The sequence below is a fragment of the Modestobacter sp. VKM Ac-2984 genome, assembly GCF_026967985.1.
Lineage (GTDB): Bacteria > Actinomycetota > Actinomycetes > Mycobacteriales > Geodermatophilaceae > Modestobacter.
The window spans coordinates 113983-130547 of the sequence record NZ_JAPVBJ010000007.1; the positions used below are offsets into that span (position 1 = coordinate 113983).

At 72.7% G+C, this 16565-nt stretch carries 12 protein-coding genes and 1 tRNA gene; 4 read left to right on the forward strand and 9 right to left on the reverse strand.

Features of this window, described 5'->3' with window-relative positions; translation table 11 throughout:
* Positions 1-30: 30 nt before the first annotated feature.
* Together leuA and O2W16_RS15210 are read right to left on the reverse strand one after the other, a co-directional pair.
* On the reverse strand, positions 31-1764 hold the full coding sequence (gene leuA / locus O2W16_RS15205) for a 2-isopropylmalate synthase (protein ID WP_269159652.1): 1734 nt from the start codon (positions 1762-1764) through the stop codon (positions 31-33).
* 157 nt (positions 1765-1921) lie between these two features.
* A complete protein-coding gene (locus tag O2W16_RS15210; protein ID WP_269159653.1) occupies positions 1922-2572 on the reverse strand; it encodes a helix-turn-helix domain-containing protein in 651 nt (216 codons plus the stop codon).
* Between the two features lie 399 nt (positions 2573-2971).
* On the opposite strand from O2W16_RS15210, the gene O2W16_RS15215 reads away from it, so the two are divergent.
* Complete coding sequence (locus O2W16_RS15215) at positions 2972-4237, forward strand: aspartate kinase (RefSeq protein WP_269159654.1); 1266 nt, start codon at positions 2972-2974, stop codon at positions 4235-4237.
* Entirely contained in the window at positions 4234-5271 is a 1038-nt protein-coding gene (locus O2W16_RS15220; protein WP_269159655.1) for an aspartate-semialdehyde dehydrogenase, read from the forward strand. The genes O2W16_RS15215 and O2W16_RS15220 overlap by 4 nt, the downstream gene beginning before the upstream one ends.
* Positions 5272-5500: 229 nt before the next feature.
* Here the strand turns inward: O2W16_RS15220 and O2W16_RS15225 are convergent, their stop codons facing one another.
* Positions 5501-7306 carry a S9 family peptidase gene (locus tag O2W16_RS15225; RefSeq protein WP_269159656.1) on the reverse strand — a complete coding sequence of 602 codons (1806 nt, stop codon included), beginning with the start codon at positions 7304-7306 and terminating at the stop codon, positions 5501-5503.
* Between the two features lie 169 nt (positions 7307-7475).
* Here O2W16_RS15225 and O2W16_RS15230 point away from each other — a divergent pair, with 169 nt between their 5' ends.
* Positions 7476-8750 carry an MFS transporter gene (locus tag O2W16_RS15230; RefSeq protein WP_269159657.1) on the forward strand — a complete coding sequence of 425 codons (1275 nt, stop codon included), beginning with the start codon at positions 7476-7478 and terminating at the stop codon, positions 8748-8750.
* Positions 8751-8783: 33 nt separating this feature from the next.
* Here the strand turns inward: O2W16_RS15230 and O2W16_RS15235 are convergent, their stop codons facing one another.
* The 4 genes from O2W16_RS15235 to O2W16_RS15250 all read right to left on the reverse strand — a co-directional run bounded on the left by O2W16_RS15235 (position 8784) and on the right by O2W16_RS15250 (position 12405).
* Positions 8784-9890: a hemolysin family protein gene (locus tag O2W16_RS15235; protein ID WP_269159658.1), complete on the reverse strand. Its 1107-nt coding sequence runs from the start codon at positions 9888-9890 to the stop codon at positions 8784-8786.
* Positions 9887-11263, reverse strand: coding sequence for a hemolysin family protein (locus O2W16_RS15240; protein ID WP_269159659.1), 1377 nt, complete (start codon positions 11261-11263; stop codon positions 9887-9889). Before O2W16_RS15240 ends, O2W16_RS15235 begins: the two co-directional genes overlap by 4 nt.
* A 103-nt stretch (positions 11264-11366) precedes the next feature.
* Positions 11367-11443, reverse strand: a tRNA-Pro gene (locus O2W16_RS15245).
* A gap of 50 nt (positions 11444-11493) precedes the next feature.
* The gene (locus O2W16_RS15250; RefSeq protein ID WP_269159660.1) at positions 11494-12405 is read right to left on the reverse strand and encodes a metallophosphoesterase; all 912 of its coding nucleotides are present in this window, start codon (positions 12403-12405) and stop codon (positions 11494-11496) included.
* A 67-nt stretch (positions 12406-12472) separates the two neighbouring features.
* Between O2W16_RS15250 and O2W16_RS15255 the strand changes: the two genes are divergently transcribed.
* Positions 12473-12925 (forward strand): GatB/YqeY domain-containing protein, encoded by a 453-nt coding sequence (locus O2W16_RS15255; protein WP_269159661.1) that lies wholly within the window; start codon positions 12473-12475, stop codon positions 12923-12925.
* 69 nt (positions 12926-12994) lie between these two features.
* Here the strand turns inward: O2W16_RS15255 and O2W16_RS15260 are convergent, their stop codons facing one another.
* Entirely contained in the window at positions 12995-15268 is a 2274-nt protein-coding gene (locus O2W16_RS15260; protein ID WP_269159662.1) for a transglycosylase domain-containing protein, read from the reverse strand.
* A 101-nt stretch (positions 15269-15369) separates the two neighbouring features.
* Positions 15370-16485: a fatty acid desaturase gene (locus O2W16_RS15265; protein WP_269159663.1), complete on the reverse strand. Its 1116-nt coding sequence runs from the start codon at positions 16483-16485 to the stop codon at positions 15370-15372.
* Positions 16486-16565 lie beyond the last annotated feature (80 nt).

Consider the following 16565-nt stretch of genomic DNA (forward strand, 5'->3'; position numbering starts at 1 on the left):
GGGGTCCCCGGCACCCGGACCGCCCGACTCCTACCGCTGGGCCCGGTTCACCGCGGAGACGACCGCGCGCAGGGACGCGGTGACGATGTTGGCGTCGATCCCGACGCCCCACAGCACCCGCTCGCCGACGGCGCACTCGACGTAGGCGGCGGCTCGGGCGTCGCCGCCGGAGGAGAGCGCGTGCTCGGCGTAGTCGAGCACGCGGACGTCGACGCCCACGCTGGAGAGCGCATCGACGAACGCCGCGATCGGGCCGTTGCCGCGGCCGCGGACCGTGTGCGGCACGCCGGCGTCGACGAGCTGTGCGGTGAGCTCGTCGGGGCCGGCGCCGGACGCGGTGTGCTCGTGCCCGCTCAGGGCGAACCGGCCCCAGGGGGCGTCGGCGTCGGGCAGGTACTCGTTGGAGAAGGCCGTCCACATCTGCTCGGCGGTCACCTCGCCGCCCTCGTCCTCGGTGTGCCGCTGGACGACGGCGCTGAACTCGATCTGCAGCCGGCGCGGCAGGTCGAGGTGGTTCTCGGTCTTCATGATGTAGGCGACGCCGCCCTTGCCGGACTGGCTGTTCACCCGGATCACGGCCTCGTAGCTGCGACCGACGTCCTTGGGGTCGATCGGCAGGTAGGGGACCGCCCACGGGATCTCGTCGACGCTCGTGCCGGCCGCCTCGGCGTCGGCCTTCATGACCGCGAAGCCCTTGTTGATCGCGTCCTGGTGCGAGCCGGAGAACGCGGTGTAGACCAGGTCGCCGCCGTAGGGATGCCGCTCGTGCACACCCAGCTGGTTGCAGAACTCGACGGTGCGCCGGATCTCGTCGATGTCGGAGAAGTCGATCTGCGGGTCGATGCCCTGGCTGAACAGGTTCAGGCCCAGGGTCACCAGGTCGACGTTGCCGGTCCGCTCGCCGTTGCCGAACAGGCAGCCCTCGATCCGGTCTGCCCCGGCGCGGTGGCCCAGCTCGGCGGCGGCCACGGCGGTGCCCCGGTCGTTGTGCGGGTGCAGGCTCAGCACGACGGAGTCTCGGCGGCCCAGATTGCGGTGCATCCACTCGATCTGGTCGGCGTAGACCGTCGGCTCGGCCATCTCCACGGTCGCCGGCAGGTTGAGGATGGTCGGCCGGTCGGGGGTCGGCTCCCACACGTCGGTGACGGCGTTGCAGACCTCGACGGCGAAGTCCAGCTCGGTGCCGGTGAACGACTCGGGGGAGTACTGGAAGCGGATCTCGGTGTCCCCGGCCTGCTCGGCCAGCTTGCGCACCAGCTGTGCGCCGTGGACGGCGATCTCGGTGATGCCGGCGCGGTCCTGGCCGAACACGACCCGGCGCTGCAGCGTGGAGGTCGAGTTGTAGAGGTGCACGATCGCCTGCTTGGCACCGCGCAGCGACTCGAAGGTCCGCTCGATCAGCTCGTCGCGAGCCTGGGTCAGCACCTGGACGGTGACGTCGTCGGGGACCAGGTCCTGCTCGACCAGCTCGCGGATGAAGTCGAAGTCGGTCTGGCTGGCCGCCGGGAAGCCGACCTCGATCTCCTTGTAGCCCATCCGCACCAGCAGCTCGAACATCCGCCGCTTGCGCTCGGGGGTCATCGGGTCGATCAGCGCCTGGTTGCCGTCGCGCAGGTCGACGGCGCACCAGCGGGGGGCGGCCGTCGTGGTCGTCTCCGGCCACGTGCGGTCGGGCAGCGGGATGGGGGCGAAGGGCGCGTACTTGCCGATCGGCATCGGCGAGGGGCGCTGGGGGTTGCGGGCGTGCGGGTGGTTCTCGTTCACGGGGGGCTCCTCTGGCGGGCTGCGGACAGCTCCGGGATGCGGTCAGCTGGCGCCCGGGGACGCGCGATCACCGCGGCGAGGGAGCCGACCTAGGAGAGGGCCTCGCCGCGGCTGATAAGAAGGAGGCTGCCGCGCACGGCGTCACGGTAGCAGCGGGTCAGGCCACGTCGCAGCCGCAGGCGCAGGCCGGTGCGTGCCCGAGGTCGGCGTTGGACGCCTCGGCGTACTCGCACCCGGGCGGGCAGGTGCAGCCGGTGGCCCAGTCGGGGCCGCCGAGCTCGCCGGACGCGAGCCACGCCCGCCAGGCGGCCTCCCGCTGTTCCCGCTGGCGGAGGAGTGCCGTCCACCTCCGCGCCGCGGCCCGCTCCGCCAGGGAGTCGCCGGGGCGGGGCACCAGGTGGTCCTCCGGGATGCCCAGCCGTCGACGCCAGGAGTCCCGGCTGCGGCGGTCCCGGTCGAAGGTGACGTCCGGCTGGCGGCGGGTGTGCCGGTGCGGGCCGGACCACCAGGCCTCGTCCCCGTGCCGGGTGTCCAGGTGCGCGGGGAACTGCCGTCCGGCCCGGTCCCGGACGGCGGCGGCGGACATCGGTGCGACCTCCTGCCCCTGGGCGTCCAGCAGGACCAGGCGCAGCCGGGCCAGCGAGACGAGGCGGGCGAACTCGCGCACGCGCAGGTCGCCGCGACCGGCCTCTGCGCGGCCCACGCGGTCCCGGGAGACGCCGCTCGCCCCGGCCAGCTCACGCTGCGACAGGTCGGCCAGCCGGCGCACCCGCCGCAGCATCCCCGCCACGTCGACGTCCACCGGCACGGGCTCTGTCTCTGTCGCTGTCGCTGTCGCTGTCGCTGTCGCTGTCTCGGGCTCGGGCGCGGGCGGGGGTGCTGACACCTGCCGAGCGTGTCGGCTCAGCCGCCCGGTGAGCCCACCCGGGCGAGAGCCGTGGACGGCGGTCACCGTGTGGACGGGGGGAGGCAGGTCGCGGGCAGTTGTGCTCTGGCCGCACTGCTGCACCAGAGCACAACTCGCCCGGGGGTCTGTCGCACGGAGGGGGCCGCTCGCGGAGGACCTGCGGCGCGGACGGGAAGGGGGGGCACCGTCTTCCGGTGGACAGCCGCAGTCTGCGCAGAGCTTGCGGGCGCGGCGGGCGGGGCGAGTGCGGCGCGCCGTGCGGACGTCGGGCCGGCGACGCCACGCCGGTAGCCTGGACCCGTGGCCTTGGTGGTACAGAAGTACGGCGGTTCCTCCGTCGCGAATGCCGAGCGCGTCAAGCGTGTGGCCGAGCGCATCGTCGAGGCGAAGAAGAACGGCGACGACGTGGTCGTCGTCGTGTCCGCCATGGGCGACACGACCGACGAGCTGCTGGACCAGGCCCGTCAGATCACCGCCGACCCGCCGGGTCGCGAGCTGGACATGCTGCTGACCGCGGGCGAGCGGATCTCCATGGCGCTGCTGGCCATCGCGATCTCGACCCACGGGTACGAGGCGCGGTCGTTCACCGGTTCGCAGGCCGGGGTGATCACCACCTCCAGCCACGGCAAGGCGCGGATCATCGACGTCACGCCGGGCCGGCTGCGCGATGCGCTGGACGACGGCTCGATCGTCATCGTCGCCGGCTTCCAGGGCGTCAGCCAGGACACCAAGGACGTCACCACCCTCGGGCGGGGCGGCTCGGACACCACCGCCGTCGCCGTCGCGGCTGCGCTGCAGGCCGACGTCTGCGAGATCTACACCGATGTGGACGGCGTCTTCACCGCCGACCCGCGGATCGTGCCGAACGCCAAGCGGCTGGAGACCATCACCTACGAGGAGATGCTCGAGCTGGCCGCCTCCGGGGCGAAGGTGCTCATGCTCCGCTGCGTCGAGTACGCCCGCCGGTACGGCATCCCGGTGCACGTCCGCAGCTCCTACTCACAGCTCCCCGGCACGATCGTGGCCGGCTCGATGGAGGACCTCACCGTGGAACAGGCGATCATCACCGGCGTCGCGCACGACCGGAGCGAGGGCAAGATCACCGTGTCCGGGGTGCCCGACCGCCCGGGTGAGGCAGCGCAGATCTTCCGCGTGCTCGCCGACGCCGAGGTCAACATCGACATGATCGTGCAGAACGTCTCCACCGAGGCGAAGCTGACCGACATCTCCTTCACGCTGCCGGTCAGCGACGGCCCCACCGCCATCGCCGCCCTGGAGCGGGTCAAGCACACGGTCGGCTACACCGACGTCAGCTTCGACCAGCACATCGGCAAGGTCTCCCTGGTGGGCGCGGGCATGCGCTCGCACCCGGGCGTCTCGGCCAAGTTCTTCGGCGCGCTCGCCGACGCCGGGGTCAACCTGGAGCTGATCAGCACCTCGGAGATCCGCATCTCGGTGGTCTGCCGGGACACCGACGTCGATCTCGCCGTCCGCGCGGTGCACGACGCGTTCGACCTCGGCTCCGAGCAGGGCGAGGCAGTGGTCTACGGAGGTACCGGACGATGAGCCGCCCGCTGCACCTGGGCATCGTCGGCGCGACCGGTCAGGTCGGCGTGGCGATGCGCTCCATCCTGGCCGAACGGGACTTCCCGCTGGCCTCCATCCGGTTCTTCGCCTCCGCCCGCTCGGCCGGCAGCACGCTGCCCTGGGGCGACGGCGAGGTCGTCGTCGAGGACGCCGCCACCGCCGACCCGACCGGGCTGGACGTCGCACTGTTCTCCGCCGGTGCGACGACCTCTCGCGCGCAGGCCCCCCGGTTCGCCGCGGCAGGCGTGACCGTCATCGACAACAGCTCGGCATTCCGTCGGGACCCGGCGATCCCGCTGGTCTGCAGCGAGGTGAACCCCGGGGACATCGCGCTCGCCGCCGAGGGCCGGATCATCGCCAACCCGAACTGCACCACGATGGCCGCGATGCCGGTGCTCAAGCCGCTGCACGACGAGGCGGGGCTGACCCGCATCGTGGCCAGCACCTACCAGGCGGTGTCCGGCTCCGGCGTCGCCGGCGTCCGCGAGCTGCACGGGCAGGCGCTCGCCGTCGTGGAGAAGGCCGACGAACTGGCCTACGACGGGTCGGCCGTGACGTACCCGGCACCGGCCGTGTACGTCGCCCCGATCGCGTTCAACGTGCTCCCGATGGCCGGCTCCGTCGTCGACGACGGCAGCTTCGAGACCGACGAGGAGCAGAAGCTCCGCAACGAGAGCCGCAAGATCCTCGGCATCCCCGACCTGCGGGTCTCCGGCACCTGCGTGCGCGTGCCGGTGTTCACCGGGCACTCGCTGTCGCTGAACGTCGAGTTCGCCCGCGACCTCAGCGTCGCCCGGGCGACCGAGCTGCTGTCGGCCGCACCGGGCGTGCAGCTGGTCGACGTGCCGACCCCCCTGCAGGCAGCCGGCAAGGACCCCAGCTACGTCGGCCGGATCCGGCAGGACGGCGACCGCGGCCTGGCGCTGTTCATCAGCAACGACAACCTGCGCAAGGGCGCTGCCCTCAACACGGTGCAGATCGCGGAGTTGATTGCATCGTCACGCTCCGCGTGACACCGCGGCCAGGAGCCGTGCCCGGGCTGCGATGAGCCGCTGCCCGTCGCACCTCGGGGAGGACTCCGTCCTCCCGTCGGCGCGACCGCGGCACCGGTGCCCGCCCGGCGGGAGCCTCCGGCCCCGCGCCGGGCGGGCACCAGCAGCTGGCGCTGCAGTGCCGCCGAACCGCACTCGCAGGTGGTAGTTCCTGCGGGCTCGACTGCTCCTACGGGCGGCTCGACCGCGCCTACGGCTTGACGTGGCGGAGGGCGAAGCTGAGGGCGACCTCGACCTGGCGGATGGTCTCCTCGATGACCAGGGAGCCGTGGCCGGCGTCGAAGCGGTAGACCTCGTGGTCCTTGCCCCGCTCGGTCAGCGCGGCCAGGTAGTTGTCGATCTGGCGGATGGGGCAGCGCGGGTCGTTCGCACCGGCGACGACGAGGACCGGGGCGGCGACCGCGTCGACGTAGGTGATCGGTGACGAGCGCACGTAGACGTCCCGCACCTCCTCCGGTGAGCCGCCGAACAGCGCGCGGTCGTAGGCGCGCAGCCCCTCCATCTCGTCCTCGTAGGCGGCCAGGTAGTCCGCCACCGGCACCTCGGCGATCCCGGCCGACCAGCGCTCGGGCTGGGTGCCCAGGCCGAGGAGGGTGAGGAAGCCGCCCCACGAGCCGCCCGAGAGGATCGTGCGGGTCGGGTCGACCACGCCCTCGGCGACCAGGGCGTCGTAGACGGCGCCGACGTCCTCCAGCTCGGTGAGCCCCGGTCGCCCGGTGAGCGCGTCACGCCACTCGCTGCCGTAGCCGGTGGAGCCTCGGTAGTTCACGTGCACGACCGCGTAGCCGGCGTCCACGTAGGCCGCCCGGCGCGCGCGGTAGGAGTCGTCGTCCTGGGACTCCGGGCCGCCGTGCACCAGGAAGGCGGTCGCGAACGGACCCTCCCCGGCCGGCCGGACCAACAGCGCGTGCACGTCGCCCCCCGGGCCGGGCACCCAGCGGTCCTCGACCGGGTAGGCGGCCGGCGGTGCCTCGCCCGGCGCGGCCAGCACGACCGGGCCGTCGGCCCGGCGGATGACCGGGGGCAGCTCGGCCGACGACCAGGCCAGCTCCACCGTGCCGTCGGGGCGGGCGGTCGCGCCGCGGACCACGCCGTGCGGGGTGTCCAGCTGCTCCAGCGCCCCCGAGCCCAGGTCGTAGCGGTACAGCTCGCTGCGGGCAGCGTGGTCGTGCCCCACCAGCAGCGCCGAACCGTCCGGGTACCAGCCGGCGGTCACGTCACCCGGCAGGTCCAGGACCAGCTCGGTCTCGGTGCCGGCGGCGACGTCCCAGATCAGCAGCTCCTCGCGGCCGCGGCGTTCGTGGCCGACCAGCAGCTGCTGGTCGCCGGGCACGGGGGAGAAGCTCAGCGCATGCAGGCCCCGGCCCTCGCCGTCCCACCGGTCGGCGACGAGGGAGAGGTCGGCGGTGCGCAGCACGCGCAGCGCGGGGTAGCGCGGGTCGCCGTGCTCGGAGTGCGAGAAGACCAGCAGGGAGTCGTCGCGGGAGAGCGCGTCCACCCCGGCGGTGTCCGGCGAGGAGTAGAAGACCGTGGGCGTCCCGCCGGCGGGGGCGATCCACAGCTCGCTGCCGTCGTCGGTCGAGCGACCCACCGCGGTGACCCTGTGGCCCAGCTCCAGGCCGGCGGGGTAGGCCGGACCCACCTCCGGCAGCGCCACGGCGTCCGGGCCGCCGGCGAAGGGCTGGGTCATCCAGATGCCGAACTCGTCGCCGTCGGTGTCGGCGAACCACCAGATCGTCTCGCCGTCGGAGGTCAGCGTGGCGGCCAGCGTGCCGTTGGCCCGGTCGGTGACCTGCCGGTGGGTGTCGGTGTCCCGGTCCCAGGCGTACTGCTCGACGACGCCGCTGACGTCGGAGGCGTACAGGCTGCGCTGCGGGGCGTCCTCGGCCCAGTCGGGCAGGCTGACCCGGGGGGCACGGAACCGGGCCTGCCAACGCGCGGTGACCTCCTCCGGGAGGGCGGGCGCGGGCGGGTTCTGCGTGGGCTCGGCAGTCACCGGGCCATCTTCCCCCTGTCGGTGGCGCGTCCTCCGGGGGCGTCGCCGGGGCGGTCCCGACGCGGCCGACCCGGACTTGACGGATCAGGTGACGAGCCTCACGCTACCGCCTGGCGGACGAACGTCCGTCAGTCGGACGCGTCACCGTCGACGATCCCCAGGAGTCCCCATGTCCCACTCGACCCTCCCGCCGGCCTCCGGAGCGGAGGCCCCAGCGGCCAGCCGGACGGGCGGTCCTGCCTCGACGGTGGCGGTGGCGGTCGGCTTCGCCGCACTCTGCCTCTCCTACATGCTCAATGCGATGGACCGGCAGGTGTTCTACCCGCTGCTGCCGCAGATCCGCGAGGAGTACGGGTTCTCCCTCGACCAGACCGGCCTGCTGGCCACGGGCTTCACGCTGGGCATCGCACTCACCGGTGTCCCGGCGGGCTACCTGCTGGACCGGCTGTCCCGCAAGCTGATCGTGGTCGTCAGCGTGGTCGTCTACTCCCTCGGCACGCTCGCCATCCCGCTGGCCACCGGCTTCGGCGACATGGCGGTCTACCGGCTGATCTCCGGTGTCGGGGAGGGCGTGCAGGCCACGGCCATCTACGCCATCGTCGGCGCCTACTTCTTCCACCGCCGGGCGGTCGCCGCCGGGTTCATCGGCGTCGCCTTCGGCCTCGGCGTGTTCCTCGGACCGATCGTCGGCCAGCAGCTCGCTCTCGCCGTCGACAGCTGGCGGGCGCCGTTCATCGTCTTCGGTGTCGCCGGCCTGGTCATGGCGGTCGTGCTGCTGTTCACCGTCCCGCGGGCGATGAGCGAGGCGCTGGCCGGGCGGAGCGGCACGGCCGACACCGCCGACTACACGCACGTGCCGGCGAGCCCGTACAACCGCGGCACCCTGGGCATGGGCCTGGCCTCGGCGATCTCCGGCCTGGTGTTCTACGGCTTCCTCGGCCTCTACCCGACCTTCCTGCGGGAGGAGCTCGGGCTGGCGCCCGCGCAGGCGGCGTGGGCGGCCTCGCTGGTCGGTTTCGGCGCCATGATGGCGCTGCCGGTCGGCTGGCTGGCCGACCGCTACGACCAGCGGATGCTGCTCGCGGTCGGCTTCGTGGGCTCCTCGCTCACCGGTCTGGCGATCTACCGTTTCGCCGAGGGCGCGTCCGCGCAGTACGTGCTGGCGTTCCTGATGGGCGCCTTCGCCAGCGGTGTGCTCTTCACCAACTGCACGACGGGCATGCAGCGGGCGGTGCGCCCCGAGCACGTGGGCCGGGGCGCCGGGCTCTTCATGTTCACGTACTACGTGGCGGCAGCCGTCTCCGGGCTGCTGTTCGCCCGGCTGGTCGCCGCCTTCGACTGGTCCGGGGCCGGCCTGGTGCAGGTGACCCTGTTGCCGATCCTCGGGCTGGCCGCGCTGGCCCTGGTCGACGTCCGCCGGATGGTGCTCCCGCCGCGCCGCTGACCGGTCGACCCGGAGGAGTCGGCGCCGGCGGTGTCACCTGCCGCCGGCGCCGACCACGGCCTCCGCAGCGGGCGTCCGGCCGAGGGGTGGGCGGCCGGCGGCGGGGCGTTCGACACCGGCGTCCCGGACGTCGCCGATCAGCTGCTCGAGCACGTCCTCCAGGGCCACCAGGCCGAGCACCCGGTCACCGTCGCGCACCAGCCCCAGGTGCGCACCGGACCGGCGCATCTCCTGCAGCACCTCCGGCAACGGCTCGTCCGGGGTGAGCTCGACGAAGGAGATCACCGCCTGGTCGGGCACCGGCTGGTCCCGGGACGTCGGGCCGCTGCCCAGCACGTCCTTGACGTGCACGTAGCCGACCAGCGAGCCGTCGTCGTCGCGCATCGGGTAGCGGCTGTAGCCGTGCTCGGCCACGACGCCCTCCAGCTGCCGCGGGGTGGCGGAGCGGGGCACGGTGACCAGGGAGTCCGGCGGCAGCAGCACCGAGCTGACGTCGTTCTGCTCGAAGGTCAGCGCACCGGCGGCCAGGACGCTGACCTCGCTGCCCAGCAGCCCCTCCCGCCGCGACTGGGTGATCATCGACTGGATCTCGTCGTGGTCGAAGCTGGCCGCGACCTCGTCGGTGGGGGTGACCCCGAACAGCCGCACGAAGCCGTTGGCGACGGTGTTGAAGAACCAGATGAACGGCTTCAGCACCCGCACGACCAGGGCCAGCGGCGGGCCGAGGGCGATCGCCGCCCGGTCGGGCCCGGCGATCGTGATGTTCTTGGGCACCATCTCGCCCAGCACCATGTGCAGCACGGTGACCACGGACAGGGCGATCACCAGGGCGATCGGGTGCAGCAGCGCCTCGGGCGCCCCGACAGCCGCCAGTGGCACCTCGATCAGGTGCGCGACCGCGGGCTCGCCGATCGCGCCGAGCCCCAGGGAGCACAGCGTGATCCCCAGCTGGGCGCCGGCCATCATCTGGCTGACGTTCCGCATCGCCACCAGGGTCTTCTGGGCGCGCACCGACCCGGCCTCCGCGCGCGGCTCGATCTGGTCGGCGCGGGCGGAGACGAGCGCGAACTCGGCGGCGACGAAGAAGGCGTTGCCCAGCAGCAGGACGACCAGGACCAGGAGTGCGAGACCGTCGCTCATGCCCGGGCCACCTCTCGTTCGGGGCGGACGGCGGTGGCGCCGGCCGGGGAGGGGCTGTCGTCGGTGCCCGCGTCGTCGTCCTCGGCCGGGACGGGCGTGGCCCGCAGCCGGGAGACGCGTCGTCCCTCGACCTCGTCGACGGTGAGCCGCCAGCCCTCGACCTCCACCGACTCACCCTGCTCCGGCAGGTGGGCCAACCGCTCGATGACGAACCCGGCGACCGTCTCGTACCGGCCCTCGGGCACCGAGACACCGGTGCGCTCGCGCAGCTCGTCCGGGCGCAGCAGGCCGGAGAGCACCCAGTCGTCGGCGTCGCGGCGCAGCTGGCGCAGCGGCCGGTCGGTCTCGTCGGCGATCTCGCCGACCAGCTCCTCGACGATGTCCTCCAGCGTCACGATGCCGTGGGTGGCGCCCCACTCGTCGACGACCAGGGCCAGCTGCAGCCCCTGCTCACGCAGCAGGTCCAGCAGCGGGTCCAGGCGCAGCGAGGAGGGGACGGCGAGCACCGGCTCGGCCAGCTCGCCGGCGGTGCGCTCGAGTCGCTCCTCGTCGGGGACGGAGATCGCGTGCTTGACGTGCACCACGCCGGTGACCTCGTCGAGGTCGGCGCCGTACACCGGGAACCGGGAGTTGCCCGAGCGGATGGCGGCGTCGATGACGTCGGCGGCGGTCGCTGCCGAGCTCAGCGTCCACAGCCGCGTCCGCGGCGTCATCACGTCGGTGGCGAACTTCTCGCGCAGGCCGAGGGAGCGGGCCAGCAGCCGGGCGGCGACCGGGGAGAGGTCACCTTCCTCGGCCGATCGCCGAGCGACGGCGGCCAGGCCCTGGGCGTCACGGGTGTCGTCGAGCTCCTCGCGGGGCTCGAAGCCCAGCCGGCGCACGATCGCGTTGGCCAGGCGCTGCAGGGTGCGCACCACCGGACCGGTCACGGTGGTGAACAGCCGCATGCCGGGGGCGACGAGCGCGGCGGTGGGCAGCGGCCGGGCGATCGCCAGGTTCTTGGGCCCCAGCTCGCCGATGATCATCTGCAGGAACGTGGCCAGGAAGATCGCCAGCGCGATCGCGATCGGGGTCGTCGAGCTGTCGGGGAGCCCGATCGCCTCGAGCACCGGCTCCAGCAGTCCGCCCAGGGCGGGTTCGGCGAGGAAGCCGACGACCAGCGTGGTCAGCGTGATGCCCAACTGGGCCGCCGACAGCTGGGTGGACAGCCCCCGCAGGGCCGTGACGACGCCGGCGGCGCGCTCGTCACCTGCCTGCGCGGCCTCGTCGGCCTTGCCGCGGTCGACGGTGGTGAGGGAGAACTCTGCCGCGACGAAGAACCCGGTGAGCGCGGTCAACAGCACGGCCGCCAGCAGGAGCAGCCATTCGGTCACCGTTGGCCCGGTGCCCGCGGGACGGCGGGCGGAAACGGGGCGGGGGAGTGACCTGTGCCCCGAACGCACTCAGGGACCGCCGGATCGGCGGTCCCTGAGTGGGTGGTCGGGGTGACAGGATTTGAACCTGCGGCCTCGTCGTCCCGAACGACGCGCGCTACCAAGCTGCGCCACACCCCGAGGTGCGGTAGCCACTCTAGCTGACCGCTGGAGAGCTCCCGACAGCGGTGTCAGGCAGGTCGTCCGGTGAGGGTCAGCAGCGTCGCCTCCGGCGGGCAGGCGAACCGCAGCGGCGCGTACGGGCTGGTGCCCAGACCGGCGGAGACGTGCAGCCAGGTGCCGTTCGGAGTGCCCTCGCCGGGCTGCGTCCACCGGTGCAGCCAGCGCACGTGCTCCCGGTCGATGCCGCAGTTGGTGACCAGGGCGCCGTGGAAGGGCACCCGCAGCTGCCCGCCGTGCGTGTGCCCGCACAGCAGCAGGTCGTACCCGTCCGCGGCGAACCGGTCGAGCACCCGCGGCTCGGGGGAGTGCACCAGCCCGATCCGCACGTCGGCCGTGGGGTCGGCCGGCCCGGCGACGTCGTCGTACCGGTCCAGCTCCAGGTGCGGGTCGTCGACGCCGGCCAGCGCGATCCGGACCCCGCGCACGTCCAGCGTGCCGGTGCCGTTGGTGAGGTCCAGCCAGCCGCGGGAGGTCATGCCGTCGCGCAGTTCGCGCCACGGCAGCTCGTCCCCGTGCACGCGCTTGTGGTCGGTCTTGAAGTACTTCAACGGGTTCTTCGGCCGGGGCGCGTAGTAGTCGTTGCTGGCCAGCACGAAGGCGCCGGGGAGCTCCATCAGCGGCTCCAGCGCCCGCAGCGTCGGCGGCACGGCGTCCATCCCGGCCAGGTTGTCGCCGGTGGTGACGACGACGTCCGGGTGCAGTGCGGCGAGCCCGGCGACCCAGGCCTGCTTGCTGTGCTGTCCGGCGGTCATGTGCAGGTCCGACAGCTGCAGGACGGTGAGCGGCCGCGAGCCGGGCGGCAGCACCGGGACGTCGAAGCGGCGCAGCGTCCAGTGGGTGCGCTCGACGAGGCCGGCGTAGGCGACGGTGGCGGCGCCGGTGGCCAGCAGGGCGGCAGGGACGGCGGTGGTCGCGCGCATCGCCTGAGCCTAGGGGGCGGGGGAACTGCGTCGTCCGGGTCCGGGGGGAGGTGGCAGGCTCTGCACCGTGCCTGAGCTGAAGGACCGACTGCGCGCCGACCTGACCACCGCCATGAAGAGCCGCGACGAGCTGCGCACCGCGACGCTGCGCATGGTGCTCTCCGCCGTGACCGCCGAGGAGGTCTCCGGCAAGGAGGCCCGTGAGCTGAGCGACGACGAGGTGCAGGCGGTGCTGCGCCGGGAGGCGAAGAAGCGCCGTGAGGCGGCCGACGCCTTCGCCGGTGCCGGCCGCGCCGACCAGGCCGAGCGGGAGAAGGCGGAGGAGGGGGTGCTGGCGACCTACCTGCCCGCCCAGCTCGACGACGCCGACCTGAGCGCGCTCGTCGCCGACGTGATCACCACGACCGGTGCAGCCGGGATGAAGGACATGGGCAAGGCCATGGGGGCCGTGCAGGGCCGGGTGGCCGGTCGCGCGGACGGCGGCCGGGTGGCCGCGGAGGTCCGCCGGCAGCTCGGCTGAGCGGCGCGGACTCAACGTCCGGAAAGGACGAGGGGCCGGGCCCGCAGGCCCGGCCCCTCGTCCGTTCGGTCAGCCCGGCTGTCCGTCCCCGTCCAGATCGGGCTGCGGAGCCGCGGGGTCGACCGGGGGAGCCGCTTCGGTGGACGGCGTCGCGGCGGTCTCCGGGGCCGGCTGGGTCGCCGGGACCGGCGCGGGCGCCGGGCTGCTGTCCCGGCTCGACGTCCGGTTCCGGCGCCGCGAGTCACGGTCGTCGTCCGAGGACGAGGACGAGGACCGGGCGCTCGTGGGCGGTGCGTCCACCCCGCGCCCGGCGTACTTCGGGTCGGCCGCCGGGAACTCCGCGGTGGGCTGCGCCGACAGGATCGGCAGCATCGCGTCGTGCCAGATGGTGGCCGGCCGGCCGCCGCCGTAGCCACCGACGCTGTCGGTGCCGGTCGGGCGGAACACCATGACGCTGGCGGCGTACTCCGGGGTCATGCCGACGAAGGTGACCGAGTCGTTGTTGTTCACCGTGCCGGTCTTGCCGGCGATCTGGTGGCCGGGGATGTAGGCGCGCGAGCCGGTCTGCATCCGGTTGCCCGGCTCGACGTCCTTGCGCAGCATCTGGGCCAGGGTGTTCGCGAGGCCGGGCTCGACCACCTGCTCGCACTGGTCGGCCGGGACCACGGGCTGGCCGTCGTCGTCGGTGACCGGCTCGCCGTTGCGGTCGAGGATCTGCAGCACCGGCTTCGGGGTGCACCTGACGCCGCTCGCGGCGATCGTCGCGTAGGCGTTGGCCAGGTCGAGCGGGCTCACCCCGTCGGTGCCGTAGGCGAACGAGGGACGGTTCTCGGCGATGATCTGCTCGGCCGGGGTCTGGGTCACCGAGTAGTCGAAGTCCATGCCCAGCCGCTCGGCCATCCGGACGGCCGGCTCGATGCGGCCCAGTGCGTCCTCCAGCGCCAGGAAGTAGGTGTTGGAGGACATGTACAGCGCCTGGGTCATGGTCAGCGTGTTCGGGTAGTTGTTGCCCACGTTGCCGACCGAGTAGGGCTCGTACTCCGCGGTGTCGGTGTTGAAGCCCTGGTAGACCCGGCTGGTGTAGGGCTCGCTGGTGGTGATGGTGTGGCTGGCCGGCAGCCCCTGCTCCAGCGCGGCGGCGGCGACGAACGTCTTGAACGTCGACCCCGAGCCCTTGGTCGGGATGGTGGCGAAGTTGACCGACTCGCAGCCCGCTGCCGGGTCGCCACAGCCGAACCGCCGGTTCACGCTCATCGCCAGCACGTGCCCGGTGCCGGGCTCGATCGCGTCGTAGACCCCGACGATCGGGTCCCCCATGCCCTGGGTCTTGAGCACTGCCTGGTCGGCGGCGACCTGCATGTCCGGGCGCAAGGTGGTCTGGATCGTCCAGCCGTTGTCCTTGATGTCGTCCATGCTCAGCCCGAGCGTGCCGGTCAGGTAGCTGGTGACGTAGTCGCAGAAGAAGCCGCCGATCGTGGCGTCGATGCAGCCGTTGGGCGCGTTGCCGCCGGGGGCCAGCGGGATCGGTGCGGCCGAGACGTCGGCGAGCTCCTGGTCGGTGATGTGCCCGAGCTCGTGCATCCGGTTCAGCACCTGGTCGCGCCGGGCGGTCGCCTCCGCCGGGTAGGCGATCGGGTCGAACTTGGGGCTCTGCACCAGCCCGGCGAGCACCGAGGCCTGCGGCAGCGTCAGGTCGGCGGCGTTCACGCTGAAGTACTTCTGCGCGGCCGACTGGATGCCGTAGGCGCCCTGGCCGAAGTAGGCGATGTTCAGGTAGCGGGTGAGGATCTCGTCCTTGGAGTACTCCTCCTCCAGCGCGAGGGCGAGGCGGGCCTCCTTGAGCTTGCGGCCGACCGACTCCTCCGCGGCAGCGGCCCGCTCGTCGGCGTCGTCCGCGGTCTGCAACAGGGTCTGCTTGACCAGCTGCTGGGTCAGCGTCGACCCGCCCTCGAGCACCTCCCCGGCAGCGAGGTTCTTCGCCAGCGCCCGCGTCGTGCCCTCGATGTCCAGCCCGTTGTGCTGGTAGAAGCGCGAGTCCTCGATGTCGACGATCGCCTGCTTCATCACGTCGGAGATCTGGTCGTGCGTCATCGGCGTGCGGTTGTTGTCGTAGAACTGCGTGATCGGCGTCCCGTCGGCGGCCACCATGGTGGCGTTGCCGTTCGGCGTCTCGTCGGTGAGCTCGACCGGGAGGGCGTCGAGCAGGCTGGCGGAGTTCCGGGCGACGAGCCCGGTCCCCCCGACCCAGGGCAGCAACATGGCAGCGACCAGGGCGCCGGCCACGACGATCGTGACGGCCAGCTTGACCAGGGCACCGAGCGGAGAACGCGCAGAGTCGGACATCGCAGGCCAAGGTACCTGCCCGGTGAGCCCGTGTGGGGTGGTCTGCGACGCAACGCGCGGAGCGGCCGCCGACGGTGTCGGGAGGCCGCTCCGCACGGCGGTCAGGAGGTCTGGTAGCGGTTCGCCCGCTTGAACGTGCCCATGTCGTTGAACCGCACCCCGTTGGCGGCCAGCACCGGGTGGATGTCCCGCTCCATCAGCTGCCGCACGTAGAACGGGTCGGCCACGTAGAAGTGGTGGATCGGGTGGGTGCTGCCGAAGTTGAGGCAGAACACCTGGAAGGGCACCAGGTACCAGCGGTTGAACACCTGGGTCTGCTGCAGCACGTTCCCCTGCTCGACGTCCCCCTGGTAGTGCATGTTGCTGCTGATGAAGTGCAGGCAGAAGCCGCGCCAGACGTTGGGGCCGACCCACACGACGGTCAGCACGGTCAGCGCCTGCAGCCAGGTCGCGGGCACCTCGGCGCCCAGCCAGCTCGCCAGGTGCAGCCCGAGGAACGCGTACCAGATGGTGATCGCCACCGGGGTCAGCCCGATGCTGGCCTTGAGGATGGTGCGGCGCCACAGCGCGTCCTCGGCGTCCTTCGGCCGGGTGGTGACGATCCGGACCAGCGCCGGCACGTAGGGGTCCAGGAGGCTGTACAGCCGGACGGCGCCCCACGGCTTGCCGTTCGTGATCGACACCTCCTCGATGTCGTCGGGCAGACCCGAGTACGCGTGGTGCCGCAGGTGCAGCCGGATCCGGTACACGGGGTTGATCGTGTACGGCCGGATCGCCCAGACGCCGAAGAGCAGCGCGTACCGGACGGCCTTGCGACGGCGGAAGTAGAGCGCGTGGATCAGGTCGTGCTCCACCTCGTGCCCGACCGCGGCGAAGGCCGCCGACAGCAGCAGGGTCACGTACCAGGGCAGCACCCCGGTCAGGTAGAGGGCGCCGCTGCCGGTGAAGCCGAGCACTGCGACCGCGAACGCGGTGAGCCCGAGGGCGTCCTGGTGCCGCAGCACGGGGTGGTCGCGCCGCAGCTCCTGCGACCGGCGGCGGATCGCACTGGTGATGACCTTGGTGCGGGCCTTGTCGTCGGGGGAGAGTCCGGCGGTGTCGACCGGGATCTCGACGGGGAGCTCGGCGGCGGGGACGGTGGAGCCGGTGCCGAAGAGCCCGGCCGGCTCCGGCGACGTCGTCGCGGTGGTGCGGTCGAGCTCGGGTGTGGTGCTCATGCCTGGTGTGTCATCCCTCCGACGGAACGGTCGGGCGGACGCTAACGGAGCGTCACGACCGGGACCAGGCTCCGGGATGA

Coding starts and splice junctions, on each gene's coding strand:
- O2W16_RS15220 (WP_269159655.1), top strand. CDS start 4,234: ATGAGCCGCCCGCTGCACCTGGGCATCGTCGGCGCGACCGGTCAGGTC.
- O2W16_RS15250 (WP_269159660.1), bottom strand. CDS start 12,405: ATGCGCGCGACCACCGCCGTCCCTGCCGCCCTGCTGGCCACCGGCGCC.
- O2W16_RS15235 (WP_269159658.1), bottom strand. CDS start 9,890: ATGAGCGACGGTCTCGCACTCCTGGTCCTGGTCGTCCTGCTGCTGGGC.
- O2W16_RS15230 (WP_269159657.1), top strand. CDS start 7,476: ATGTCCCACTCGACCCTCCCGCCGGCCTCCGGAGCGGAGGCCCCAGCG.
- O2W16_RS15260 (WP_269159662.1), bottom strand. CDS start 15,268: ATGTCCGACTCTGCGCGTTCTCCGCTCGGTGCCCTGGTCAAGCTGGCC.
- O2W16_RS15265 (WP_269159663.1), bottom strand. CDS start 16,485: ATGAGCACCACACCCGAGCTCGACCGCACCACCGCGACGACGTCGCCG.